The sequence below is a fragment of the Iodobacter sp. BJB302 genome (genome assembly GCF_002735645.1).
GTDB lineage: Bacteria > Pseudomonadota > Gammaproteobacteria > Burkholderiales > Chitinibacteraceae > Iodobacter.
The window spans coordinates 49,233-71,641 of sequence record NZ_PDZG01000018.1; the positions used below are offsets into that span (position 1 = coordinate 49,233).

At 51.1% G+C, this 22,409-nt stretch carries 21 protein-coding genes; 9 read left to right on the plus strand and 12 right to left on the minus strand.

What is annotated here, in order from left to right; all coding sequences use genetic code 11:
- Positions 1–4: 4 nt before the first annotated feature.
- Positions 5–319 carry a DUF2325 domain-containing protein gene (locus CSQ88_RS08120; RefSeq protein WP_099397603.1) on the minus strand — a complete coding sequence of 105 codons (315 nt, stop codon included), beginning with the start codon at positions 317–319 and terminating at the stop codon, positions 5–7.
- 179 nt (positions 320–498) lie between these two features.
- Between CSQ88_RS08120 and CSQ88_RS08125 the strand changes: the two genes are divergently transcribed.
- Positions 499–987, plus strand: coding sequence for a GNAT family N-acetyltransferase (locus tag CSQ88_RS08125; RefSeq protein WP_180273585.1), 489 nt, complete (start codon positions 499–501; stop codon positions 985–987).
- A gap of 11 nt (positions 988–998) precedes the next feature.
- Here the strand turns inward: CSQ88_RS08125 and CSQ88_RS08130 are convergent, their stop codons facing one another.
- The 8 genes from CSQ88_RS08130 to CSQ88_RS08165 form a co-directional block, all read right to left on the minus strand.
- On the minus strand, positions 999–1,424 hold the full coding sequence (locus CSQ88_RS08130) for a DUF3299 domain-containing protein (RefSeq protein ID WP_180273586.1): 426 nt from the start codon (positions 1,422–1,424) through the stop codon (positions 999–1,001).
- A gap of 214 nt (positions 1,425–1,638) precedes the next feature.
- Positions 1,639–2,517, minus strand: coding sequence for a metal ABC transporter solute-binding protein, Zn/Mn family (locus CSQ88_RS08135; protein WP_099397606.1), 879 nt, complete (start codon positions 2,515–2,517; stop codon positions 1,639–1,641).
- Between the two features lie 105 nt (positions 2,518–2,622).
- Positions 2,623–3,486 carry a metal ABC transporter permease gene (locus CSQ88_RS08140; RefSeq protein WP_099397607.1) on the minus strand — a complete coding sequence of 288 codons (864 nt, stop codon included), beginning with the start codon at positions 3,484–3,486 and terminating at the stop codon, positions 2,623–2,625.
- Positions 3,486–4,205: a metal ABC transporter ATP-binding protein gene (locus CSQ88_RS08145; RefSeq protein WP_099397608.1), complete on the minus strand. Its 720-nt coding sequence runs from the start codon at positions 4,203–4,205 to the stop codon at positions 3,486–3,488. The genes CSQ88_RS08140 and CSQ88_RS08145 overlap by 1 nt, the downstream gene beginning before the upstream one ends.
- A gap of 357 nt (positions 4,206–4,562) precedes the next feature.
- Positions 4,563–7,190, minus strand: coding sequence for an alanine--tRNA ligase (gene alaS, locus CSQ88_RS08150; RefSeq protein ID WP_099397609.1), 2,628 nt, complete (start codon positions 7,188–7,190; stop codon positions 4,563–4,565).
- Positions 7,191–7,474: 284 nt separating this feature from the next.
- A complete protein-coding gene (locus tag CSQ88_RS08155; RefSeq protein ID WP_099397610.1) occupies positions 7,475–8,653 on the minus strand; it encodes a Bcr/CflA family multidrug efflux MFS transporter in 1,179 nt (392 codons plus the stop codon).
- A gap of 245 nt (positions 8,654–8,898) precedes the next feature.
- The gene (locus tag CSQ88_RS08160; protein ID WP_099397611.1) at positions 8,899–9,537 is read right to left on the minus strand and encodes an NAD(P)-dependent oxidoreductase; all 639 of its coding nucleotides are present in this window, start codon (positions 9,535–9,537) and stop codon (positions 8,899–8,901) included.
- Positions 9,538–9,561: 24 nt separating this feature from the next.
- Complete coding sequence (locus CSQ88_RS08165; protein ID WP_180273587.1) at positions 9,562–10,191, minus strand: DsbA family protein; 630 nt, start codon at positions 10,189–10,191, stop codon at positions 9,562–9,564.
- A gap of 554 nt (positions 10,192–10,745) precedes the next feature.
- On the opposite strand from CSQ88_RS08165, the gene CSQ88_RS08170 reads away from it, so the two are divergent.
- A complete protein-coding gene (locus CSQ88_RS08170; protein WP_099397613.1) occupies positions 10,746–11,627 on the plus strand; it encodes a LysR family transcriptional regulator in 882 nt (293 codons plus the stop codon).
- Positions 11,628–11,722: 95 nt separating this feature from the next.
- A complete protein-coding gene (locus CSQ88_RS08175; protein ID WP_099397614.1) occupies positions 11,723–12,556 on the plus strand; it encodes a transglycosylase SLT domain-containing protein in 834 nt (277 codons plus the stop codon).
- Between the two features lie 142 nt (positions 12,557–12,698).
- Here the strand turns inward: CSQ88_RS08175 and recX are convergent, their stop codons facing one another.
- The 3 genes from recX to CSQ88_RS08190 all read right to left on the minus strand — a co-directional run bounded on the left by recX (position 12,699) and on the right by CSQ88_RS08190 (position 16,244).
- Entirely contained in the window at positions 12,699–13,142 is a 444-nt protein-coding gene (gene recX, locus CSQ88_RS08180; RefSeq protein WP_099397615.1) for a recombination regulator RecX, read from the minus strand.
- An 82-nt stretch (positions 13,143–13,224) separates the two neighbouring features.
- A complete protein-coding gene (recA, locus tag CSQ88_RS08185) occupies positions 13,225–14,286 on the minus strand; it encodes a recombinase RecA (protein WP_099397616.1) in 1,062 nt (353 codons plus the stop codon).
- A 101-nt stretch (positions 14,287–14,387) separates the two neighbouring features.
- On the minus strand, positions 14,388–16,244 hold the full coding sequence (locus CSQ88_RS08190) for an ATP-binding protein (protein WP_099397617.1): 1,857 nt from the start codon (positions 16,242–16,244) through the stop codon (positions 14,388–14,390).
- Positions 16,245–16,615: 371 nt separating this feature from the next.
- Between CSQ88_RS08190 and CSQ88_RS08195 the strand changes: the two genes are divergently transcribed.
- From CSQ88_RS08195 to CSQ88_RS08225, 6 genes are all read left to right on the plus strand, one after another.
- A complete protein-coding gene (locus CSQ88_RS08195; RefSeq protein ID WP_099397618.1) occupies positions 16,616–17,863 on the plus strand; it encodes a D-amino acid dehydrogenase in 1,248 nt (415 codons plus the stop codon).
- 308 nt (positions 17,864–18,171) lie between these two features.
- Positions 18,172–18,636: a spore coat protein U domain-containing protein gene (locus CSQ88_RS08205; protein WP_099397620.1), complete on the plus strand. Its 465-nt coding sequence runs from the start codon at positions 18,172–18,174 to the stop codon at positions 18,634–18,636.
- A gap of 192 nt (positions 18,637–18,828) precedes the next feature.
- The gene (locus CSQ88_RS08210) at positions 18,829–19,287 is read left to right on the plus strand and encodes a spore coat protein U domain-containing protein (RefSeq protein WP_099397621.1); all 459 of its coding nucleotides are present in this window, start codon (positions 18,829–18,831) and stop codon (positions 19,285–19,287) included.
- A 95-nt stretch (positions 19,288–19,382) separates the two neighbouring features.
- The gene (locus CSQ88_RS08215; RefSeq protein WP_099397622.1) at positions 19,383–19,574 is read left to right on the plus strand and encodes a hypothetical protein; all 192 of its coding nucleotides are present in this window, start codon (positions 19,383–19,385) and stop codon (positions 19,572–19,574) included.
- Between the two features lie 10 nt (positions 19,575–19,584).
- Positions 19,585–20,304: a molecular chaperone gene (locus CSQ88_RS08220; protein WP_099397623.1), complete on the plus strand. Its 720-nt coding sequence runs from the start codon at positions 19,585–19,587 to the stop codon at positions 20,302–20,304.
- Complete coding sequence (locus CSQ88_RS08225) at positions 20,304–22,304, plus strand: fimbria/pilus outer membrane usher protein (RefSeq protein WP_099397624.1); 2,001 nt, start codon at positions 20,304–20,306, stop codon at positions 22,302–22,304. The genes CSQ88_RS08220 and CSQ88_RS08225 overlap by 1 nt, the downstream gene beginning before the upstream one ends.
- Positions 22,305–22,409: the final 105 nt, after the last annotated feature.

The following is a 22,409-nucleotide window of genomic DNA, read 5'->3' on the forward strand; positions in this document are numbered from 1 at the left end:
TTTTTTATGCGCAGGCAGGCAGAGTGATCTGGCTGAATGTCGGGCAATTTTGTAAGGATTGCTGCAGTGCCGTTTGTGATCTGCGGCAGGCCACAATATGCATACGATTTGCGGCGGCTGCGGCGCGGTAGTTTTTCATGACGTTATGACCTAAAAAGTCGGTAAATAAAATCATGATATCCATGTCTTTTAAACAGCCGGGCTTGCGCTGATGCGATGGATTTCTGCCGGTAATGTGCTCGCCTATCGTAATACCATACAAGGCAAGTAATTTTGGAATATGACCCAGGTGATCGGCACCTACAATATATGCTTGCATATTTGCCCTTTATTCGAAAGGTATGCAGTCAGCTTAGCAGTTCTATATAGCTCCATTTAGACTATTAAATTTGATTTATATATCTATTTGTAATTTAAATGCAGAGGCTGCTTTTCATGCTCAGGCTGTGGGCATGGTGCGAGAGGTTTGCATATACTGAATTTAGCCTGGAGGAAGCCATGTCTTATTTGCATATTCGCAGCTATCGTCCCGAAGACGCCCCACAATTGCATCATGTCTATTACACCAGTATTCATCAGTCCTGCCGGAATGATTACACCCAGGCGCAGTTGGATGGCTGGGCGCCAAAGGCGTTTGATCCTGTGTGCTGGGGGAAAATTCTTGAGGGGCTGATGCCAAGGGTGGTGGAGTGGAAGGGCCAGTTGGTGGCCTATGCCGATTTGCAAAAAGACGGGCTGATCAGCCACTTTTTTGTGCATGGCGACTGGCAGGGCAAGGGCATAGGCAAGCGCCTGCTCAGGCATCTGGAAGACAGAGCGTTTGAAAAGAATCTGCCAGAGGTATCCAGTTTTATCAGCATCAGCGCGCAGCCTTTTTTTCTGGCGCATGGCTTTACCTTAGACCATACGCTTTCAACCGAAGTGCGCGGGCAGTGGATTGAAAACGCCTTGCTGCGAAAACGAATTTTGCCGCCATCCCCGTTGTAAACTTCCCTGCATTAGTGCTGAGAATTGCTGTCCAGCCGGTACAGTAAGCCCATCTCCTGGGCAATTTTAAATCTCCCCTTTACCTGCATTCTGTCTGTACTCACCTTGACCGGCTGCTGGCTGTTCACCAGCACCATTTCTTCTGCGCCGCCGGGCATACAGGTGGCACAAGTGGGCTGCTTCGCAGACAAAATAAAGCGCCGCACTTTCTCCCCGGATTGCAGTGGAAACATAAACCCGGCCAGCCTGATGTCTTTTTGCTCCAGCGATTTGATGGCCGGATCAAAGATGGTTTCTTTATCCCCGAATAAACCCGGTTTGATTTCAACTTTGGCTAAAAGTGACCAGCTCACCAGATTGTCTTCGGCATTAAAAGCCAAAGACGCGAGCAGGCCCGCTAAGGCGAGCAGACTAAGAGGAAGTATGAGTTTGTGCATGGCTGGGGGGCTTATTTGGGCTGATGATTTAGATGCTTCAGCTTTAAGCTGAGTGAGCAAAACCTCGAACCACAGAGCGCACAGAGGAAATGATAGATTCAATGTTTTTCTCTGTGGCCTCTGTGTTCTCATTTTACTCTGTGGTTTAAGGTTTGGCTCTCTGCCAAGGCAAGCTGCAACAGCTTTGTAATTATGTATGTTGAATGGGGTTGGCTTATTTCAAAGCATCCAAAATTGCCTGCGTATTATGGCTAAACATGGCCAGCCAGCTGGGGGTGTTTTTAGATAAGGCATCGGTATAAAGCGCCGGGCCGACTTTGGCCTGAGTTTCGCGGGCGATTTGCTCTATCAGTTTGGGGTTACTGATGTTCTCAGCAAATACGGCGCGGATATTATTTTTGCGAATTTCACGAATCAGCGCGGCCATCTGGCGGGCGCTGGGCTCGGCTTCGGTAGAAATGCTTTGCAAAGGCAGTAATTGCAGCTGATAACGCGCACCTAAGTAGCCAAGCGCATCGTGAGAAGTCACCACTTTGCGTTTTTCGGCCGGAATCGCTGCAAAAGCGGCACTGACTTTTTGATCGAGCTGAGTGATTTTCGTGGTAAAACGCGCGGCATTTTGTGCATATTCTTTAGCGCCTGCCGGGTCTGCCTTGCTTAAAGCCAGCTTGATTTCTTCGACCATCGATACCACCGCGCGTGGATCATGCCAGGCATGCGGATCGGTGTGGCCATGCTGATGGCCTTCATGCCCGTGATCATCCGCCATTTCGCGAGGTTTGATGTTTTTGCTGACGGTAATTACTTGCCCTTTATAAGCCGACGCTTGCTCAACCCGCTTTAACCAGCCCTCAAAGCCCAAGCCATTCACAAAAAATAGTGATGTTGCAGAGAGTTTTTTTAAGTCTGCAGGCCTGGCCTGCCACACATGGGCATCCTCATCCATGCCCACAAGGCTGCTGACCTCCACCCGCTGGCCACCTACTTCCTGTACCAAATTAGAGAGCACGCTAAAGCTGGCCGCGACTTTAAGCGGGGCGGCATGGGCGAAGCTGCTGGCAGCCAGCAGCAGGGCGAGTAAGTGTTTATGCATGGGGAGTGTCCTTCTTTTTTTGTGTTGATTGTTATTTTAAGAGCCTTCGGCACGTTGATTTTGCTGCGGGATCCTCGCGGAGTATTTGATTTCTGCTTATTCTCCCTAAACCGCATGGTGCCTCGCTTTGCGGCGGATAAATAAGCCGAAGGGGGCGAAGAGGAGTGACAGGCAGTACAGTCCGCCAGCGATCAGCACAATGGCCGGGCCTGAGGGTAAATCCCATTGGTAAGATGCGATCAGGCCCGCGACGCAGGCAAATAATGCAACCAGCCATGAAACTGCAAACAGCATTGGTAATCTTTCTACCCACAGCCGGGCGGTAGCGGCGGGGAGCATCATCAGGCCAACGGCCATCAGCGTGCCCATGGCCTGAAATGCGGCCACAAAGTTAAGCACGGCAATCACCATAAAGCCGATATGAAAGCGCATGCCATTGCCGCTGGTGGCGGTGATAAAGCCAGAATCGGCGCATTCCAGCACAATGCCGCGGTATTCAATGGCCAGCCAAAGCAGGGTGATGCTGGCCACGCCGCTCACGATAAGCAGCGATGGGTCGTCAATGGCGAGCACCGAGCCAAATAAAAGGTGAATCAGATCAACGCTGCTGCCCCATTTGGAAACAATCAGCACGCCAATGGCCAGTGCCAGTAAATAAAAGCCTGCAAAGCTGGCGTCTTCATTGAGGCGTGATTTTCGCGCTGCTACGCTGGCGGCAAGGGCCACCAGCAGGCCAGCGATCAGGCCGCCTCCGGCCAGCCAAGGCAGGGTCAGGCCGCCAAGTAAAAAGCCAATCGCCGCACCAGGTAAAACGGCGTGCGACAGCGCATCACCAAATAAGGACATGCGGCGCAGTAGTAATAAAACGCCAACAGGGGCGCAGCCCATGGCCAGCGCCATGCTGCCAACCAGCGCGCGGCGCATAAAGGCAAATTCGCTGATTGCGCTGATGATTTCAAATTGAGCCATTATTCGCATACCTCGCACCAGGCCGCATCATTGCGCCAGTGCTGGGCGCGGCGGTTGGCCTCGGCCAGCAGCGGCTCAATCAGCACATCGGCTGTGTTGCCCCATGCTATGGCCGATTGGGCCAGTAGCAGTGTTTGCGGGTAATGCGCCCGCACTTGCGAAATATCGTGCAAGACGGTGATCTGTGTTTTACCCATGCGATGCCACTGATGCTGTACTTCCAGAAGCTTGTCTATGGTGTTGCTGTCTACATTTGCAAAGGGCTCGTCCAGCAGCAGCACATCGGCGTCTTCCACAATCAGCCGGGCAAAACGGGCGCGTTGCAGCTGCCCGCCCGATAGATTGCTGACAGGGGCACTGGCAAAGTCACTCAAACCCACTTGCTCTAAGGCGCTGTCAGCTTGCTCACGATCTTGCTTAGATAAGCCGCGCCACGGGCCGCGCCTCGACCATGCACCCGCTAAGGCCAGCTCTCTGACCATAAGGGGAAATTGTTTATCCAGCGTTGAAAGCTGTGCCAGATACGCCACTTTGCCGTGGGCATGGATATGGCCTTCATCCGGCGTTTTGATGCCAGCCAGAGCAGAAAGCAGTGTCGATTTGCCCGCGCCATTGGGGCCGACAATCGCAGTGTGGCTGCCCGTTTCAAAGCGGCCAGAGAGGGAATGGACAGCAGCCCGGTCGCGATAGCACAGGGTAAGGTGGTGGACTTCCATCATGCTTGCAAAGCCCAGTCTGTCAGCGCCCAGAGCAGTAGTAATAAAGGCAGCACACACAGCACCCGCTGCCACGCTGCCATTTCAAATAAACCTTTCACAGCCTTATCCTTTTTTACTTGTTTTTATTTTCCTTTTTTACAATAGCAATTTATTGCCTCTTTGTGCAAGTCAGTTGCATTTGTCGTGAATATTACTGATGCATATGAAGTGGGTGTTGATTAGCTCTTACCAGGCTTTATTTTGAAGCAGATGCCTGATTTATTCATAAAGTGCATTGAAAAACGATTATTTGTTCTGATCCTGGATAAAAAAAGGGCCGCACAATAAGAGCAGCCCTTTTTAGTAAAGCCAGCAGGCTTAGAGTTTGCCTTCCAGCCAAGCCGGAACGCTATTCAATGCTACGGGCAGGTTTTCTGGCTCGCTGCCACCGGCTTGCGCCATATCCGGCTTGCCGCCGCCTTTGCCACCCACTTGCTGGGCCACAAAGTTGACCAGCTCACCGGCTTTCACTTTGCCAGTCAGGTCTTTGCTGACGCGGGCCACGAGGCTTACTTTGCCATCTGAGACACTGGCCAGCAGAGCGATACCGCTTTGCAGGCGGTCCATGAGTTTATCGCTCATTTCACGCAATACAGTACCTTCGGCGCCTTCCACCACGGCGGCCATGCACTTGATGCCATTAATGCTGCGCAGACCGCCACCAATCAGGCTGTCCAGCTGGGCAAAAGCCATTTGGCCTTTTAGGCCTTGCACTTCTTTCTGGGCCAGCTTCAGCTCGGCTTGCAGTTTTTCCAGTTTGGCAACCAGTTCACCCGGCTTGGATTGTGTCATCGCGGCAAGGGCTTTGATTTCGCTGTCCTGTGCTTGCACCAAGGCTAATGCCGCATCGCCGGTGATGGCTTCAATACGGCGTATCCCTGCTGCAATACCGCTTTCAGCAACGATTTTGAAGAGGCCAATATCGCCTGTGCGGCCAACGTGCGTGCCACCGCACAGCTCGGTAGAGAATTCGCCCATTTTTAATACGCGTACATCGTCACCGTATTTTTCGCCAAACAGCGCCATGGCACCGGCGGCAATCGCGTCGTCAAAGCTCATCTGGGCAGCAGAAACAGCGTCGTTGCGCATGATTTCTTCGTTGACCAAGGCTTCGATCTGAGCGATTTCAGCAGGTGTGACCGGTTTAGGCTGGCTAAAGTCAAAGCGTGTGCGCTCGAACGTCACCAGCGAGCCTTTTTGCTCTACATGCGTACCAAGTACGGTGCGCAGTGCAGCGTGCAACAGGTGCGTGGCGCTGTGGTTGCGCTGGCTGGCTTGGCGTTTGGCCAGGTCAATGCTGGCGGTGACGGCATCGCCCACTTTCAGGCTGCCGTTTTTAAGCTCACCTTGGTGGCCAAATACATCGGACTTCACTTTTTGTGTGTCAGTCACGTCAAACAGAATATCGCCCGCAGCAATAATGCTACCTACGTCACCGGCCTGACCGCCTGATTCGGCGTAAAACGGTGTGTGATCCAGCACAACCACGCCTGTTTCACCTGCGTTCAGCACTTCAACCGGCTCGCTGCCACGGTAGAGCGCCAATACTTTGGCGGCTTGGCTGCTTTCGGTGTAGCCGTGGAAACAGCTGGCTTCACCTTCGTACACGAGGCCGGTTACGGCTTTAAACTGACCGGCTGCTTTGGATTGCGCACGCTGGGTGTTCAGCGCCACTTCAAAGCCTTCCATGTCTACGCTGACATTGCGCTCGCGGCATACGTCAGCGGTTAAGTCGATCGGGAAGCCGTAGGTGTCTGAGAGTTTGAAGGCAGTTGCGCCATCCAATACCGTTTTACCACCTACTAAAGCAGTATCGAGCAGGGCCATGCCGTTTTCCAGCGTTTTGGCGAACAGCTCTTCTTCGTACTTCAGTGTGTCTTCGATCAGCGTTTGTTTTTGTGCTAGCTCTGGATAGGCGTGGCCCATTTCGGCTACGAGCGCGGCAACCAGAGTAAAGAAGAATGATTTCTTCTGGCCCAGTTTATAGCCATGACGTACAGCGCGGCGGATGATGCGGCGCAATACATAGCCACGGCCTTCATTACTTGGCAATACGCCATCAGTAATCAGGAAGGAACACGCGCGGATATGATCAGCGATCACTTTAAGCGAAGGCGTTTCCTGGTTGTAAGGCACGCCTGTTGCGGCGGCTGCAGCTTGCAAGAGTGCAACAAAGGAATCAGTTTCGTAATTGGTATGTACTTTTTGCAGCACGGCAGACAGGCGTTCTAGCCCCATGCCGGTATCAACCGATGGCTTAGGCAGCGGGTGCATTACACCTTCTGCATCGCGGTTGAACTGCATAAAGACGTTATTCCAGATCTCTACAAAGCGATCGCCGTCTTCTTCCGGGCTGCCCGGAGGGCCGCCCCAGATATGGTCGCCGTGATCGTAGAAAATCTCGGTACAAGGGCCACAAGGGCCGGTGTCGCCCATTGCCCAGAAATTATCCGAAGCATAGGCTGCGCCTTTGTTGTCGCCAATGCGGATGATTTTATCCGCAGGCACGCCCATGTCTTTATTCCAGATTTCAAATGCTTCGTCATCCGAGGCATAAACCGTAACTAACAGTTTTTCCTTAGGAATGGCCAGCCACTCAGGGCCGGTTAAGAATTCCCATGCGAAGTGAATCGCATCCTTTTTGAAATAATCGCCAAAGCTAAAGTTGCCGAGCATTTCAAAGAAAGTGTGGTGGCGCGCGGTGTAGCCAACATTTTCCAAATCATTGTGCTTGCCGCCAGCGCGTAAGCATTTCTGGCTGGTGGTAGCTCGGGTGTAATTGCGCTTGTCAAAGCCCAGAAACACATCTTTAAATTGCACCATGCCGGCCACGGTAAACATGATCGTTGGATCATTGCCTGGCACAAGCGGGCTGGAGTTAACGACCTGGTGGCCTTTAGAGGCAAAGAAGTCGAGGAATTTCTGGCGGATTTCGTTTGATTTCATAGTGTGTAGGGTCGGTATTCGGTGAATACGAAAGTGTCGATTCTAAATGAAAGCCCTTCATCAGGGTAGCGCCCTGTTAATAAGGGGGAGAGCTTTCAGGCAGGAGGAGGAATCTGACGGCTTGCTGGCGCATTTTTAATGCCAAGGTCATGATGGGGTGGCAGATTTTGCTTTGTTTTACGGGTTTATCCGCCACACAACAGCTATTCATTGCTTGAGCAGCTGTGTATGGCAGGCGTGGTTCGTGGGTGTGTCGCCCCGGAGGGCGACACTTTGAGTCTGGTTTAAGCCTTTGCAGCGGTTTCGCTGCGATTCAGCAGCCATGCTCCTGTGCCACATGCGGCGAGCAGTGTCAGCAGGGGGAGTGCGCTGTTGTCATGCCACAGGCCGATTAATAAACCGGCCAGTGTGGCGCAGCCAAATTGCAAGGTGCCAAGCAGGGCAGAAGCCAGCCCGGCTTGTTTGCTTTGGTGTTGCAAAGCCATTGCCGATGTATTGGGGGTGATAAAGCCCATGCTGGTGATAAAAACAAACAGCCCCAGCAGCAATAGCGGGAAATTGAGCAGGCCAAAAATTTGCAGTAAAAACAGACTAAGCCCGGAAATAGCAGGCAAATAGAGCGCGCGTCTGAGTAAATTAGCCGTGCTGTGGTTTTTAAGCGCACGGGCATTAAATTGGCTGCTGATAATAAAACCCGCTGCATTGCTGCCAAAAATCCAGCCAAAGTGCTCGGCAGGCACGCCGAATAATTCGATAATGATATAAGGTGAGCCAGCGATATAGCCAAAGAAGCCGCCCATAACGAGCGAACCCGTCAGGGTATGCCGCATAAATGCTTTATCGCGGATCAGCGCGGCGTAACCTTTTAAAACTTTGCCCAATTCAAGTACCGGGCTGTGCTGTGTATTGTGTGTTTCTTTAAAAAAGAAATGCACATTAATTAAACAAGCCAGCGCGAAAAACATCTGGAAAGCAAAAATGGCCTGCCAGCCCAGTGTGGTAACCACCCAGCCGCCCACAATCGGCGCCAGGATTGGGGCAAGCCCCATAATCAGCATCAGGGTAGAAAACGCTTTAGCCATTTCTTGCACATTGCATCTGTCCCTGACTACGGCTCTGGAAACCACCATGCCGGCGCAGCCGCCTAAGGCTTGTAAAAAGCGTAAAGCAATCAGCTGATCGATATGTGTGACAAAAATGCAGCCTGCGGTGGCCAGAATATAAATCACAAGGCCAAAGTAGAGCGGTGGCTTACGGCCAAAGCGATCGCTGAACGGGCCATAAATTGCCTGGCCAATGGCAAGACCAATAAAAAAGCTGGCCAGCGTAAGCTGCACCGAGCCAGGCGAGGCGCCCAGACTATGTGAAATAGCAGGGAAGCTGGGTAAATACATATCAATGGAAAGTGGGCCAAGTGCGGTAAGCGCACCCAGTAAGAGCAGCCAGGGCGGGAAATAGCGCATGCAGTTTTGCTTTTTTTGAAATGGAGAGAGGTGGCTTATTGTACGCTGACTAAGCAGGGCACAAATAGCGCAGTATTCTATTGTTATGGTGCTTAATAACGACAGATCGAAGTGATTTGCGCTTTTATGCGGTATGTTTTAAATCTGTAGCAGCAAATTGCGGTATTGGTATTAATAAGCGCCCCATTCTTCTGATGCGGATCATGGGGCGCTTTTGGGGCTTTATGCTAAAGCCCGGGTATTAATTAATAGCCTACGGTAAAGCGCTGACGGCTGTGCTGAGGATTTTCTGCTTCATTCAGCATGGCTACAGCAAAGTCTTCTACCGAGATACGGCTTTCGCCCTGAGCATCAAGCAGCAATTGATCGCCGCCCAAACGGAACTGACCGGTGCGTGCGCCTGGCTCTAAATGAGCGGACGGGCTGAGCAGCGTCCAATCCAGCGTGTTTTCTTTGCGCAGTAATTCCAGCGCTGTGCGGGCGCCCAGTGCCGAGCCTTTCCATTCGGCTGGAAAACTTGGGGTGTCAACCACTTGCACGCCAGGGGCTACTTCTAAGCTGCCTGCGCCGCCCACAACTAAAAAGCGGGGAACAGCAGATGCTTTTACGCTGCTCAAAATATGCTGAAAGCCATCTACAAAATACTGGTAAACATCGCCAGCCGCATGGCCGCTGAATGCGCTGATTACTAAGTCGTGGCCTGCTAATTGGGCTGTCAGTGCGGCTTCATCGTTTACATCTGTTTTAACTGCGGTCAGGGCTGCGTGAGCAGGCAGTTTGCTGATGTTTTGTACCAGGGCGCTGACCTGATGGCCGCGCTCCAGTGCTTCGTTTAAGAGTTTAGAGCCAACATAACCTGTTGCGCCGATGATTGCGATTTTCATGGTGTTCCCTTGTTTGAATGTAAGTTAAGAGTGAAGCAGGGGCTGCTTTGCAACAAAATCAATTAAATCTTGCGGGTCCTGGTACATCAGAGAGCTGGGAACAACAGATAGTTGGCCGCCCTTTTGTAATAGCAGTGTGGGTACACCACGTAAGCCGTTTTCTTGCATTAAAGACTGAGCCTTCTGTGTTATAGCGCGTAATTCTTTAGGCCAGCCAGCTGCAAAGTCTTTGGCAAATTGTCCGGCATCAAGGCCAAACTCCGCTGCCAGCTCAATAAAGGCCGCCGCTTCTTGTGTGCCTTTGGCGTAGCGCAATTGTTGCACCCGGTGCAGCACATCCACCGATTGATCCGGCACGGCCTGGCTGATCAGGTAGTAAGCCAGTGTGGAGGCGCTGGAATCAAATGGCGTATCCAGGTCGGCTAAAATTTGTTCTTTATAAGCCTGGCTAAATTCCTGCCCTGTCATTTGGGCGATGCGCTGATCGTTGCTCCAAAAGTAGCTTGCCATCTCTGCATTCATTGCCTGCGGATGGGAAAACAGCCCTGTCGGGTGCAGCTGCCACTTCAGGTTTGTGTGTGTTTTTAAAGCAGAAAGCGCCGGCGCTGCGCCGTAACACCAACCGCAAAGCGGATCAAATAAGAGATGAAGCATATTGTGTGTCCTGAAAAATATGCTGCTATCTTGCCTGTGTTGATTGATTAGATAAATACGCCAATTAAGAATTGAATGTTTATAAATATGGAACAATGTAGGATGGGGATGTTTTTTTGAGGGGCTATACGCATTGTTGTTCGTAGGGCGGGTGCAACCCTCCATTCATACTGAATAACGCGTGGGTTGTACTCGCGCTAACCAAAGTCAAAAAGACCTTTTCAGTGCCTTCGGCACATTAATTTAGAAGCGGTAGCCACCGCGGGGCCTTCCTTTCTTGCTTCGCCAAGAAACGAAGCCAAAGAAGGCGACCCCACGAAACACGAAGGCTCCTGCGCTGCGGACAATCGAGTCGGCGGCGGGCGGGATTGGCTCGTACCTCGCTCCCTTGCCGAAACCCCGCCCCGCTTGTTCCTCGCTCCGGCGTGTTTCAAGGGGGCTTTTAAGCCCTACGCGAATAGCCGCGATAGCAATCTAGATGGCAAGTTTTGAAAATATTAAAAAAACAAAATAAATAACTTAATTTCACAAACCATATAAACGAGAACAGCCTTATGTTGGATTTAAATCGCCTCGCCACTTTTGTGGCTGTGGTGGAGTCGGGAGGGTTTACTGCGGCTGGTGACAGGCTCGGGATGGCTAAATCCCTAGTGAGCCAGCAAATCAGCAAGCTGGAATCGCAGCTTGGGGTGGCGCTGCTGACGCGCAGTACGCGCAAAGTGCTGCTTACCGAAATTGGTGAGCAGCTTTATGCCGATATTGCCCCGCTGCTGTTAGCGGCGAATGAGGCGCTTGATCGCCTGGGGCAGGTAAAGGCATCGGGCCTGCTGCGGATTACTGTGCCGGTGGATTACGCAGGTGCGGTGCTGGCTCCGCTTTTGGCTGAGTTTGCTGTATTGCACCCTCAGCTGGAGATTGAGTTACTCGCCACGGATGAGGTGCTGGATCTTTTGGCCGAGCGGATCGATGTGGCATTTCGTTTAGGGCGATTGCAGGATTCTGCCCTGCATGCGGTTAAGCTGGCACAGTTTGCCGAATGCGTGGTGGCATCGCCTGGCTGTTTGGCAAAGTACCCCGGGCTGAAGCATCCTCAGGATTTAGCTGCGCTGCCCTGGGTGGCGATGACCCGCTTACATGCGCCACTGACCTGGAAATTTAATCATGGCGAAGAATCGTGCACCGTCAGAATGCGTTCGGTGATGCGGGCCAGTGCGCCGTCTTCTGTGCTGGCGCTGGTCAGAAGCGGGGCGGGTTTATCGGTCTTACCTGATTTTATGGTGGCAGAAGACCTTGCGGCAGGGCGTCTGGTGCATTTATTGCCCGAATGGACTATGCCTGCAGGCGGCATCTACGCCGTTTATCCGAGTGCCCGCTATCTGCCTGCCAAAGTCAGAATTCTGCTTGATTTTATGCGCTCAAGGCCGATGACTGGATAGAGCAGGGCAGGTTGATATTATCCTCCGGTCTGCTATTGCAATGTCTTTGACATGGCTGGAATAAGCTGTAAGCAGAGTTTGTGCAGGAGGCGGTAATGGCACTGAGTTGGATCTTTAGCGCGGCACTGGTGCTTGCACCTGATGCAGGGGATGCGCCTTTGCTGCAGGAAAATTTACTGGCCGCGGCAAAGCTTGAGTCGAAGGATGCCTGGGGGGCAGCGGTTCTTTATTGTGCGGCGGCAAGAAAGGGATCGATTGAGGCGCAATATCGCTTGGGTATGTTGTATGCCTTTGGCGAAGGCGTACCGGAAAACAGAAAAATGGCCGCCACTTTGTTTTCCAGTGCGGCAGAGCAGGGGCATATGCGTGCACAAGCGATGCTGGAAACAATCAGGCTTGGCGCAAGCGTGCTGCCGCCTTGCATTATGTCGGATGTTAAGCCGGAAAAATTACCCGAGCTGGCTGCCCCTGTTTTACCCGTGCTGAATGCCAGCCAGCAGAAAATTGCCCGCATTGTGCAGCAAATTGCACTGTGGCACGATGTTGATCCGCAGTTTGCCTTGAGCATTGCCAGGGTGGAATCTCAGCTTAATCCGCAGGCTTTATCGCTTAAATCAGCGCAGGGGGTGATGCAGTTAATTCCGGAAACAGCAGAACGCTTTAATGTGCGCGATGCATTTAATGCCAGCCAGAATATCAGGGGCGGGGTGCGCTATTTACGCTGGCTGCTTGATCGCTATCAGGGCAATGTGGTGCTGGTAGCGGCCAGCTATAACGCGGGAGAAAAAGTGGTAGACCGCTATCGTGGGGTGCCGCCATACCCTGAAACACGAGACTACGTGGCTAAAGTGATGAAGCTTTACCCCTATGCGCAGCACAAGATGAAGCAGCATTACATCAGTAAGGCGCAGATGCGGCCGGTTTTGTAGGGTGCTCACAGATGAGATGCAACGATCTTTGCTTTCGGTGCGTTGATTTTACTGTGGTATACCCGCGAAGCATTTGATTTCTGAATGGCCAAAAATCCTGCTGATTTGTGCCTTTCGTGGTTCAATCGTGGGTTTGAAGCCCTCAATAATCCTCATCCTCCCCGCCCACTACTTTGTAAATCACAGATACAGAAAAACCACGGCTGATAAGAAAGCGCAATTGTTTGTTTTTTTCCTTAGGGTCCTTTGGCGGGCTGCCAAATTTTCTTCGCCACAGCGCACGGGCCTGTTCCAGTTCGGTGTTGCCGTGCTCTTCCATGACGCTGGAAATAATGTCGCTGGAAACGCCTTTTTGCTGCAGCTCGGCGCGCAAGCGTTGCGGGCCATAGCGCTGGGAGCGGTAGAACACCCATTGCTCGGCAAAGCGGGTATCAGATTGCCAGCCGCGCTCGATGAAATCGTCGAGTACCGCATCAACTTCACTGGGGTCATCTGCAAAAGGAAGGAGTTTAAGGCGCAGCTCACCGCGCGAATGATCCCGGCGGGCAAGGTGTTGCAGGGCTTTATTACGCAGAACGGTCGTCATTTATAACTCTGTTTATTGCACCGGTTCGTATGGGTGAACCGATAGCCGGCCCCTCTGGCGAGGAGGGGCCGGGTCGAACTACTTAAGCATCCAGCTCTTCTTCTTTACCATCATCAAGCAAAGCAGCCGGATCGATTGGCAGCAAGCCACCCGCGCCTAATTTGGCACGAATTTTCTGTTCAATTTCAGCCGCAACTTCAGGATTATCTTTCAGGTATTGACGGGAGTTTTCCATCCCCTGGCCAATCTTATTGCCGTTGTAGCTGTACCATGCACCGGCTTTTTCAACGATTTTATGCGTTACGCCGTATTCGATGATTTCGCCTTCATGGCTGATCCCTTCGCCGTAAAGAATATCAAAGGTCACAATGCGGAAAGGAGGAGCCACTTTGTTTTTGGCGATCTTCACTTTAGTTTGGTTACCTATGATCTCGTCGCCCTTTTTAACCGCGCCAATACGGCGGATATCAAGACGAACCGATGCGTAGAATTTCAGCGCATTACCACCTGTGGTGGTTTCAGGGCTTTGGCCCGGCATCATATTGCCAATCTTCATACGCAGCTGGTTAATAAAGATCACCAGTGTATTGGTGCGCTTGATATTGCCGGTGAGCTTACGCAGTGCCTGGCTCATTAAGCGCGCTTGCAGGCCCACGTGAACATCGCCCATTTCGCCTTCGATTTCGGCTTTTGGGGTAAGGGCGGCAACCGAATCAACCACGATGATATCCACGCCGCCGGAGCGGACCAGCATATCGGCGATTTCTAAGCCTTGCTCGCCGGTGTCGGGCTGTGAGATCAGCATTTCTGATACATTTACACCGAGTTTGCTGGCGTAAACAGGATCCAGCGCGTTTTCAGCGTCGATATAAGCGGCCACACCGCCAAGCTTTTGTACTTCGGCTACAACGTGCAGACAGAGGGTGGTTTTGCCTGATGATTCTGGCCCGAAAATTTCAACAACGCGCCCGCGGGGTAAGCCGCCAACACCAAGGCCCAGATCTAAGCCAAGGGAGCCGGTGGAAACCACTTGCAGATCACCCTGAATCTGATTTTCGCCCATTTTCATGATGGCGCCTTTGCCGAACTGACGTTCGATTTGCGCGAGTGCCGCGGCGAGTGCCTTGCTCTTGTTGTCGTCCATGTGTGTGTCCCGAGCGCTGTTTAATTAGATGAGTGATTATAGAACAATCGTTCTGTAAATGAAAAGAGATTTACAGATTTTGTGGATCTTGCCACTCTGAGTCAATGCGGCAAACGGTGATCTGCCTGAGGCTTATTGGGCAGGGTGAAGTAGAAAATTGTCTGGTTGTCCGCCTGAGATTTGGCCCAGATGCGCCCGTCGTGCCGGTGAATAATCCGCTGGACGATGGCAAGGCCTATGCCATTGCCGGTAAGCTCGGTGTGTGAGTGAAGGCGCTGGAAGGGCGAAAATATTTTATTGGCATGGGCCATATCAAAGCCGATTCCGTTGTCCTGAATATAGAAAACAGTCTGGCCATTGATATCATTTGCACCAATGCTGATTTTGGCATCCTGGGCGCGCTCGGTAAATTTCCATGCATTATCAAGTAAATGTCTGAGTGCAATCAGCATGAGTTTAGGGTCAGCATAGGCCCTGAGATTTTCTTCAATCTGGATATCAATTTGTCGCTGCGGTTGCAGGCTGCGGAATTCATCAACAATTTCTTCGCTTAAGGCGCTCAGATTAACGGTCTGGCAGCGCACCTCAATGCGAGTTAGCTTGGACAGATTGAGCAAATCATCGATCAGGCTGGTCATATTGTGTGTAGTGCTGCGGATGCGCGCTAAATAGTTGCGGGCATTCACATCCAGCGAGCCGATATAGTCTTCCAGCAGCACCTGGCTGAAGCCTTCTATGGTGCGAAGCGGAATACGCAGATCGTGCGATACCGAATAAGAAAACGCTTCCAGCTCGTGATTGGCAGAGGCCAGTGCGCGGGTGCGGGCTTCTACGACTTCTTCAAGGTGGTTGCGGTAGCGCTCCAGATCCAGCTCGGCCTGTTTGCGCTCGCTGATATCAATAATAAAGCCCTGTAAAGTACGTTTGTTATCGGCATCGCATTGTGCGGAGGCAGTAAGCAGCACCCATTTTTCTTCGCCGCTGCTGCTTAAAAAACGGCATTCAAATTCAGAAACGCCAGTTTTGCTGGTTTCGCTGAACAGGCGATAAGCATGATGCCGGTCGTCCGGGTGCAGATAGCTGGATAAAAAGCCTTCTTGGTACCACTGGGCCAGCGGATAGCCGAGCAGGGCTTCGGCCTGAGGGCCCACATAGGTGAGCCGCCACTCGTCCGGGTTGGCATCCCATGGGATGATATGCGTTGATTCAACCAGCCTGCGGTAGCGATCCTGGCTGGCGCGCAGAGCCAGCTCAATTTGCCTGCGGCCCAAGATGTCGGTTTCCAGCTGCAGATTTTTTTGTTCCAGCGTCAGTATCAGGTCTTTCAGTGATTTTCGCGTGGTTTCCAGGTTTTGCCCCAAAGTGCCGATTTCATCGCTGCGCCGCCAGACAAAGGCTTCATCCAGCTCACGGCGGGCCAGCTGAATAGCCTGGCGTGACAGCTCGGCGAGCGGGCGGATAATCCTAGATTCAAGCAGTAATAAAATCAGCCCGAGGCTGAGCACAATCTGCAGCAGCACCGCGGCCAGATATAGGCGCTGCTCACTGCGGATGCGGGTGGTGGCATTGCCATCATCTAATTCAATCGTAATGGTGCCAATATTGCTGCCCTGCTTGCTCACTACCCGGGTGAGTGAGTGCAAATGCCCGCGGCGGCGCTCTGGTTTGTTGGCCTCAATAAACAGGCCCAGTGTTGAGTCGTTGACGGTAATGCGCACAATACGCTCATCGCTGATGACGGATTCCAGCAGGGGTTTGCCAGCATCCGGAGACAAATTCCAGAGTGGCTCTTGCATGCCCAGAACCAGAATATCGGCAATACGCTGGTGATCCAGGCTGATCTGGCGCTGGGCGTTGTCCAGCTGGCGGGTCAGGCTGATATAGCCATTGACACCAGAGGGCAGTAATAAGCCCAAAAGAGTGGCAAAAATAATTGCAGTTCGAAGCGACAGATTCATAGCGTGGTGGGGCTTGGTTTTTTGTAAGTGGAGAGTTTCAGATGTTAGTTTAGATCAAGTAACGGCTTTCTAGTAAAACGTATCATCATTTCATGATTCTTAATCAAGTATTATGAATCGCATTTGTTAATTTTTTTGTAAAAAATCTTGTAAAAAATCATTTAGTACAGGGCTTGTGGCGTGGCTTGAATCAATCTGTTTGCCGGGGCCGGTATATTTTCTAATACAAATCATATTGTCTGCTTTGATTTACGCGTAGCAATTCATTTTTTTTGCGGGCGTATAAAAAAATGATGAGCGGCCGCGATATTTTTTGCCTGGTTTTAGCTTGAAAACGTATTCGATTTGAAATTGATTCATAAGGGAAAAATATGAAGGTGATTGTACTGGGGGCGGGCGTAATAGGGATTACTTCAGCCTGGTTTTTGAGCCAGGCGGGGCATGAGGTAACGGTGATTGAGCGTGCACCAGAGGCGGCAAGGGAAACCAGCTACGCTAATGGCGGGCAAATATCGGTGTGTCATGCAGAGCCCTGGGCTAATCCCAAGGCGCCCTGGAAGGCTTTACAGTGGCTGGGTGAAGAAGACGCGCCGCTCTTGTTTCGCTTTAAGCTTGACTGGCATCAATGGCGCTGGGGTTTGCGTTTTTTACAACAGTGCACCCGGGAAAAAGCGCGCTATAACCTGCAAAACCTCGTGCGACTTGGTTTATACAGCCGCGATACCCTGCAATCCTTACGGGCGGCAACGGGCATTGAATACCATCAGCGCACCGAGGGGATATTGCACTACTACACCGAGCAGGCTGAGTTTGAATCGGCCATTCCTGCGGCAAAGCTGATGGGGGAGCTGGGTCTTGACCGGCAGGTAAAATCTGCGGCCGAGTGTTTATTGATCGAGCCTGCTTTGCGCAATTCGATGCGGCCCATTGTGGGGGGCACGTATACGCCGAGTGATGAATCGGGCGATGCACGTTTATTTACCAATGAACTGGCTGTTCTCTGCGAGCAAGCCGGAGTGACATTTCGCTATGATTGCGAAATCGCCGGTTTTGATTGTGCAGGCGGGGATGTGGTGGCGGTGCGGGTAGAGGGGGATGAAGGGGTAGAATCCCTCGGCGCAGATGCTTTTGTGGTGAGTCTGGGCAGTTACAGCCCGCTGCATTTACGCCCCTTAGGGATTAATCTGGATATTTATCCGGCCAAGGGCTATTCAGCAACGATTCCGGTGCGTGATGGTCATTGTGCGCCAACGGTCAGCCTGACCGATGACGGGCATAAGCTGGTTTTCTCCAGATTGGGGGATTATCTGCGCGTAGCCGGGACTGCAGAATTTGATGGTTATAATCTGGATCTGAATGCCGTGCGCTGTAAGGCAATTATTGATCGGGTCAGGGATATTTTCCCTGATGGTGCTGATTATGCTGCGGCCGAGTTCTGGACAGGTTTACGCCCGGCAACACCTGGCAATTTGCCTTATATTGGCCGTACGCGCTATCCGAGTTTGTGGCTCAATACCGGGCATGGCACCTTGGGCTGGACAGAATGTTGTGGCTCGGCGCTGGCTATTGCCGATTTAATTTCCGGTAAAAAGCCAGATGTTGATTTTTGTTTTCAGTAATTGACCATGTCTGAATAAATGGCCCGGCTGTTTATTCAGACTAATTACCTTGCGATATGTTTTTTCCAGAGAATATGATGCGATCTCTTAGCTGCTTTTTATTATGCTGTTTGTTTACCCAATCAGCATTGGCGATTAATATCAAAGTGCAATCTAGGGTGCAGCCCCGTTGCACCGTTTCTGATAAAGCAGCTGTATTAACGACAGCTGCTTCAATTTGCTCCCGGTCTTTATATTTTATGCGCACATTCAAGCGTACTGAAAATAGCGGCGCATCGGCCGTAGAGCGGGTTGTGATGGAGTTTTAAATGAATAGTAATCTCTGCCGGTTTGTTTTTTGTTTGTTTTTTGCTGTGCTTTCTTTTTCTGTGTCTGCAGAATCTCAGCGTGTGAGTGCCGAAGTCGTAGGGAGCTGTGTATTTGCACGGCCTGATGATGTGGTGCTTGATTTTGGCGGTTTAACTCCCGGGCAGGGCGATCGCAAGGTGGTGGGTGAAGTGAGCTTTTCCTGCTCTAAAGGCACGCATTACAAGGTAGAGCTTGATAATGGCCGCTACTTTAATCAGGGGTTAGGGCAGGGCAGGAAAATGGCCAGCATCAAAGGGGACGATTATCTGCCCTATAACTTGCAGAGCAGCCTGAGCAGCGGCACCGGTGCGGGGGAGGCCGTGCTTATTCCATTAAAATTAAGTGCCAGTGTGCGCGGTGCAGATTATCTGGCAATTAAAGCCGGAAATTATTCTGATTGGGTTGTTTTAAAAATAAATCCCTAATTTATTATTTATGTGATAATTTTTTATCTCTGTATAAGCCATTTCTAATGCAATGTAAAAGTACCACTCAATAAGTATTTGAATGATGCAGATCACCCTTTTTCTGCAAAGTATTTAGCTTATTGCCGAAGAAGATTTCTTATAAAATTGCCTCCCTTATGACTGACTTCATTTAAATAAAAGAGGGATACAATGAAAAAAATGATTTGGGGTTCTTTATTTGCTTCGGCTGCTTTTCCTGCCTTTGCTGCTAATGTAAATGTCCATGTATTAGGTAAAGTATTACCTGTTTGTACTTTTGTAAATCCTGCTGATGTCACTATGACTATTCCGGATATGACGCTTGGTGTTGATGCACAAAAACAAACAACAACGGATATCAGCTTTTGGTGTTCCAAGGGTACAAGCTATACCGTTTCAATGAATGATGGTTTAAATGGTGCTGAAGGTAAAAAAAATATTAAATTAAGTGGTGGCGATGCCAGTGATTTAATTGAATATAATCTGACCGCAGATAAAACATCTGGCGTGGGTGAGGGCGGCTTAACAGAAAATAAAGTATTGCTGACCGCCGTTGTTGAAGGTGCTGCCTATCAAAATGCCAAGGCGGGTGATTACACTGACACGGTAGTGCTGACCGTAGCACCTTAAACGCTCTGCACCTTTGTATTACTCCAGCTTTTAAAAATCCGGTGTGCACGCTGGATTTTTAAAAGCGATTGGAGTGAGGGTCAATCAGTTTTTTCTTGATTTCCTTGGGCAAGGGGCATCCGTTTATTACACTGACCCCTGATAAAAAATTCAATCCGCGTTTCCCTGAAGATACCGGCTTCTTTGCTGCATGCGTGGCAGGGTTGTTTCGTGTCTTTCTCTGCGCCATGCTTGCTATGCTCCATTCAGAGCAGCAGGCTGTTGCGATCAAAACTTACTTTAAATAAAGGGCCTGATATGCAAAAGGTCTTGATTATCTTATTAGCTGGCTGGATCAGCCTGTTTTGTGCCCCTGTGTTTGCAGCACAATTTTCTGTGTCGCCTGTACGACTGGATTTTACGGCTAAAGATAAAACCTCTTCTATTACTATCGCCAATGTCGGTGATACCCCGCTGCGGGTGGCGCTGGATGCTAAACGCTGGGAGCAGGATGCGGTTGGCGAAGATATTTACAGCGAGACCAGCGATCTGCTGTTTTTTCCAAAGCAGGCAGAAATCGCCCCGCACAGCCAGCGTGTTGTGCGTATTGGTTTACGCGTGCCCAGAGCCGCTGATGAGCTGGCTTATCGCTTGTATGTTAATGAGCAGCCGCCGCTTAAAAGCGAGGCGGGCAGCTCTCAGTTATCGATGGTATTGAGCTTTGGCGTGCCGGTCTTTGTGCAGCCTGCCGTTTTGAATAAGGCCGCAGCGATGGAAAACATCAAACTGCAAAAAGGGGATTTAAGTTTTACGCTTAAAAACACAGGCAATGCCACTTTAAGATTGTCTTCGCTCAAAAGCGAAACGCTAAAGCTTGATCAGCAGGAATTCAGTGCATGGTATTTACTGGCGGGCACAGAGCGCGAATATTATTTCCCTTTGGCGCACTGCACGCCGGGACAGCATCTTATTAATGTGTCTTTTGACCGCCACAGCCTGAGTGTGCCCTTCAATATTGCAGCAACGGCTTGTAAGTAATGGCGGGTAAATTGGCCTTATGGGTCTTGCTCTTATGCTGCTGCCGTTTTGCAAGTGCCGCTGCCGAGCCGCTGATCCTGAATATCATGCTCAATGGCATGGCAAAGGGCGATCTAGAAGCCAGAGTCGATGCCGATATTTACTGGCTGGATGCGGATGCTTTAAAAGGCATGGGGCTGAGTGAGGTTAAAGGCAGCAGCCAGCTTTTTTCCGGGCGACGTTTCGTACGGATGGATCAGATCAGCGGCGTAAAAGCCAGTCTTAATCTGGATCTACTGCAAGCCAGCCTTCAGGCCGATCCGGCTTTATTGCCCTTACAAATTTCGGATTTCTCGCAGCAAAATCATATCCGCCCCTGGCAGGGCGGTACATCGGCTTATGTAAATTACGCTGTGTCGGCAAGCCGAGATGCCAGCGGGCAAACAGGAATGGGCTTTGCTCCCACCTTAAATATGGCTTCTGATGGCTGGAATCTGCGCAGCCGCCACGATTACCAAAGCCATGGGCAGGGCTGGCTGCGGCTGGACAGTACGCTGAGCTACGATAGCCCGGATCAGATGATGCGCATCACGCTGGGTGATATCTCCTCCACGGCAGGGGCATTAGGGCGTGGTGTGCCGATGGCGGGGATAGGGGTGAGCCGCGTGTTCTCCATGCAGCCTTATTTTGAAACAAAGCCGGGCCTGAATGGCGGTGCAGCCATCACCAGCCCATCCACTGCTGAAATCTATATCAATGGTGTGATTGTTAAAAATGTTGATCTGCAGCCGGGGATGTATCAGTTTCAGGACTTAAGCTATTTTTCCGGGTTTCAGGATATATCGGTGGTGGTGAAAGACCAGTACGGTAATCGTCAGGTTTATAACCTGCCCTATTATTTTGATGATTCCCTGCTGAAATCGGGTTTGCACGAGTTTAATTACAACCTGGGTGCAGAGCGTAAAGAGGGCTTTGATCACTATCAGGGCCTTGCATTTTCAGGCCTGCACCGTTACGGCGTGAATGATTATCTGACCGTGGGTTTACGTGCAGAACGCACCCCGGAGCATCAGAGCGCAGGCGCATTAGCCAATATTCGCCTTGGCGATTATGGCGTGCTGGGTGTGGCGGCATCCTGGGCCAAGAATGGCGAAGAGCAGGGCCAGGCTAGCTTGTTTAACTACCGTTATGAGGAGCAGGCTTTTAATGTGCGCGCCATGCTGCAGCAGCAAAGTGCATGCTATTTGTCTTCGATGCCTGATTGGCCTTTACCTGCATGGAATGGCAGTGTGGGTTTTGGTTTTGGCAATCAGAGCATGGGCAACTGGGGGGTGGATTTTATGCGCCAGACGGGAGGCACGGCAGAAACAGAAAATGCGCTAAGACTGAGTTTTTCTGCAAGCCCGGCGCGGGATTTCTCGGTGTCAACATCGCTCTCAATCCGAAATAATGGCACCCAGGGGTTTGTTAACTTAACCTGGCTGTTCGATGGCAATCAGTCGGCGGGCACCAGTTTCCAGCGTGATGACTTGAATCAGCAAAGAATCAATGCCTATTACGCCAAAACGACGCCCGCAGGTGAGGGCTGGTCCTATCGGTTTAATGCAGAGCATGACCGGGTGGGTATAGCGCAGGATGCCTATGTGCAGGGGCGGTTTGCACAATCTCAGCTCACCGCCAGTGCAAGGCAGTACGATGGCCGCAGCAGCTACAGGGTGGCTGCTGAAGGGGCTGTGGCGTATGTGGATGGCCATTGGGGCGTAAGCCGGCCTGTAAACCAAAGCTTTGCACTGGTGCAAAGTGAAGGTTTGTCCGGGGTGGGGGTGACGCAAAACAGCCAGCTGATTGGTCATACCGATGAAGAGGGGTATTTGTGGGTGCCCGAATTAAGCAATTACGGGCAACAGCAAATTGCGCTGGTGCAGGATGATATTCCTATTGAATATACCCTGCCGAAGCTGCGCCTTGATGTGATGCCGGGGCAAAACATGGGGCGGCACCCAATGCTGTTCACTTTATAGTCAAATGATGGATAATTGATAGATAATTTCTTTTTTTCATTAATCATGAAGTATGGCGAGCAGAGCTGCACATTTGGAAGATTCGATTCGAATATCTGACTACTT

Bases quoted from the DNA above. Each gene is read 5' to 3' on its own strand.
- CSQ88_RS08120 (WP_099397603.1), bottom strand. From the start codon at position 319: ATGCAAGCATATATTGTAGGTGCCGATCACCTGGGTCATATTCCAAAA.
- CSQ88_RS08125 (WP_180273585.1), top strand. From the start codon at position 499: ATGTCTTATTTGCATATTCGCAGCTATCGTCCCGAAGACGCCCCACAA.
- CSQ88_RS08130 (WP_180273586.1), bottom strand. From the start codon at position 1,424: ATGCACAAACTCATACTTCCTCTTAGTCTGCTCGCCTTAGCGGGCCTG.
- CSQ88_RS08135 (WP_099397606.1), bottom strand. From the start codon at position 2,517: ATGCATAAACACTTACTCGCCCTGCTGCTGGCTGCCAGCAGCTTCGCC.
- CSQ88_RS08140 (WP_099397607.1), bottom strand. From the start codon at position 3,486: ATGGCTCAATTTGAAATCATCAGCGCAATCAGCGAATTTGCCTTTATG.
- CSQ88_RS08145 (WP_099397608.1), bottom strand. From the start codon at position 4,205: ATGATGGAAGTCCACCACCTTACCCTGTGCTATCGCGACCGGGCTGCT.
- alaS (WP_099397609.1), bottom strand. From the start codon at position 7,190: ATGAAATCAAACGAAATCCGCCAGAAATTCCTCGACTTCTTTGCCTCT.
- CSQ88_RS08155 (WP_099397610.1), bottom strand. From the start codon at position 8,653: ATGCGCTATTTCCCGCCCTGGCTGCTCTTACTGGGTGCGCTTACCGCA.
- CSQ88_RS08160 (WP_099397611.1), bottom strand. From the start codon at position 9,537: ATGAAAATCGCAATCATCGGCGCAACAGGTTATGTTGGCTCTAAACTC.
- CSQ88_RS08165 (WP_180273587.1), bottom strand. From the start codon at position 10,191: ATGCTTCATCTCTTATTTGATCCGCTTTGCGGTTGGTGTTACGGCGCA.
- CSQ88_RS08170 (WP_099397613.1), top strand. From the start codon at position 10,746: ATGTTGGATTTAAATCGCCTCGCCACTTTTGTGGCTGTGGTGGAGTCG.
- CSQ88_RS08175 (WP_099397614.1), top strand. From the start codon at position 11,723: ATGGCACTGAGTTGGATCTTTAGCGCGGCACTGGTGCTTGCACCTGAT.
- recX (WP_099397615.1), bottom strand. From the start codon at position 13,142: ATGACGACCGTTCTGCGTAATAAAGCCCTGCAACACCTTGCCCGCCGG.
- recA (WP_099397616.1), bottom strand. From the start codon at position 14,286: ATGGACGACAACAAGAGCAAGGCACTCGCCGCGGCACTCGCGCAAATC.
- CSQ88_RS08190 (WP_099397617.1), bottom strand. From the start codon at position 16,244: ATGAATCTGTCGCTTCGAACTGCAATTATTTTTGCCACTCTTTTGGGC.
- CSQ88_RS08195 (WP_099397618.1), top strand. From the start codon at position 16,616: ATGAAGGTGATTGTACTGGGGGCGGGCGTAATAGGGATTACTTCAGCC.
- CSQ88_RS08205 (WP_099397620.1), top strand. From the start codon at position 18,172: ATGAATAGTAATCTCTGCCGGTTTGTTTTTTGTTTGTTTTTTGCTGTG.
- CSQ88_RS08210 (WP_099397621.1), top strand. From the start codon at position 18,829: ATGAAAAAAATGATTTGGGGTTCTTTATTTGCTTCGGCTGCTTTTCCT.
- CSQ88_RS08220 (WP_099397623.1), top strand. From the start codon at position 19,585: ATGCAAAAGGTCTTGATTATCTTATTAGCTGGCTGGATCAGCCTGTTT.
- CSQ88_RS08225 (WP_099397624.1), top strand. From the start codon at position 20,304: ATGGCGGGTAAATTGGCCTTATGGGTCTTGCTCTTATGCTGCTGCCGT.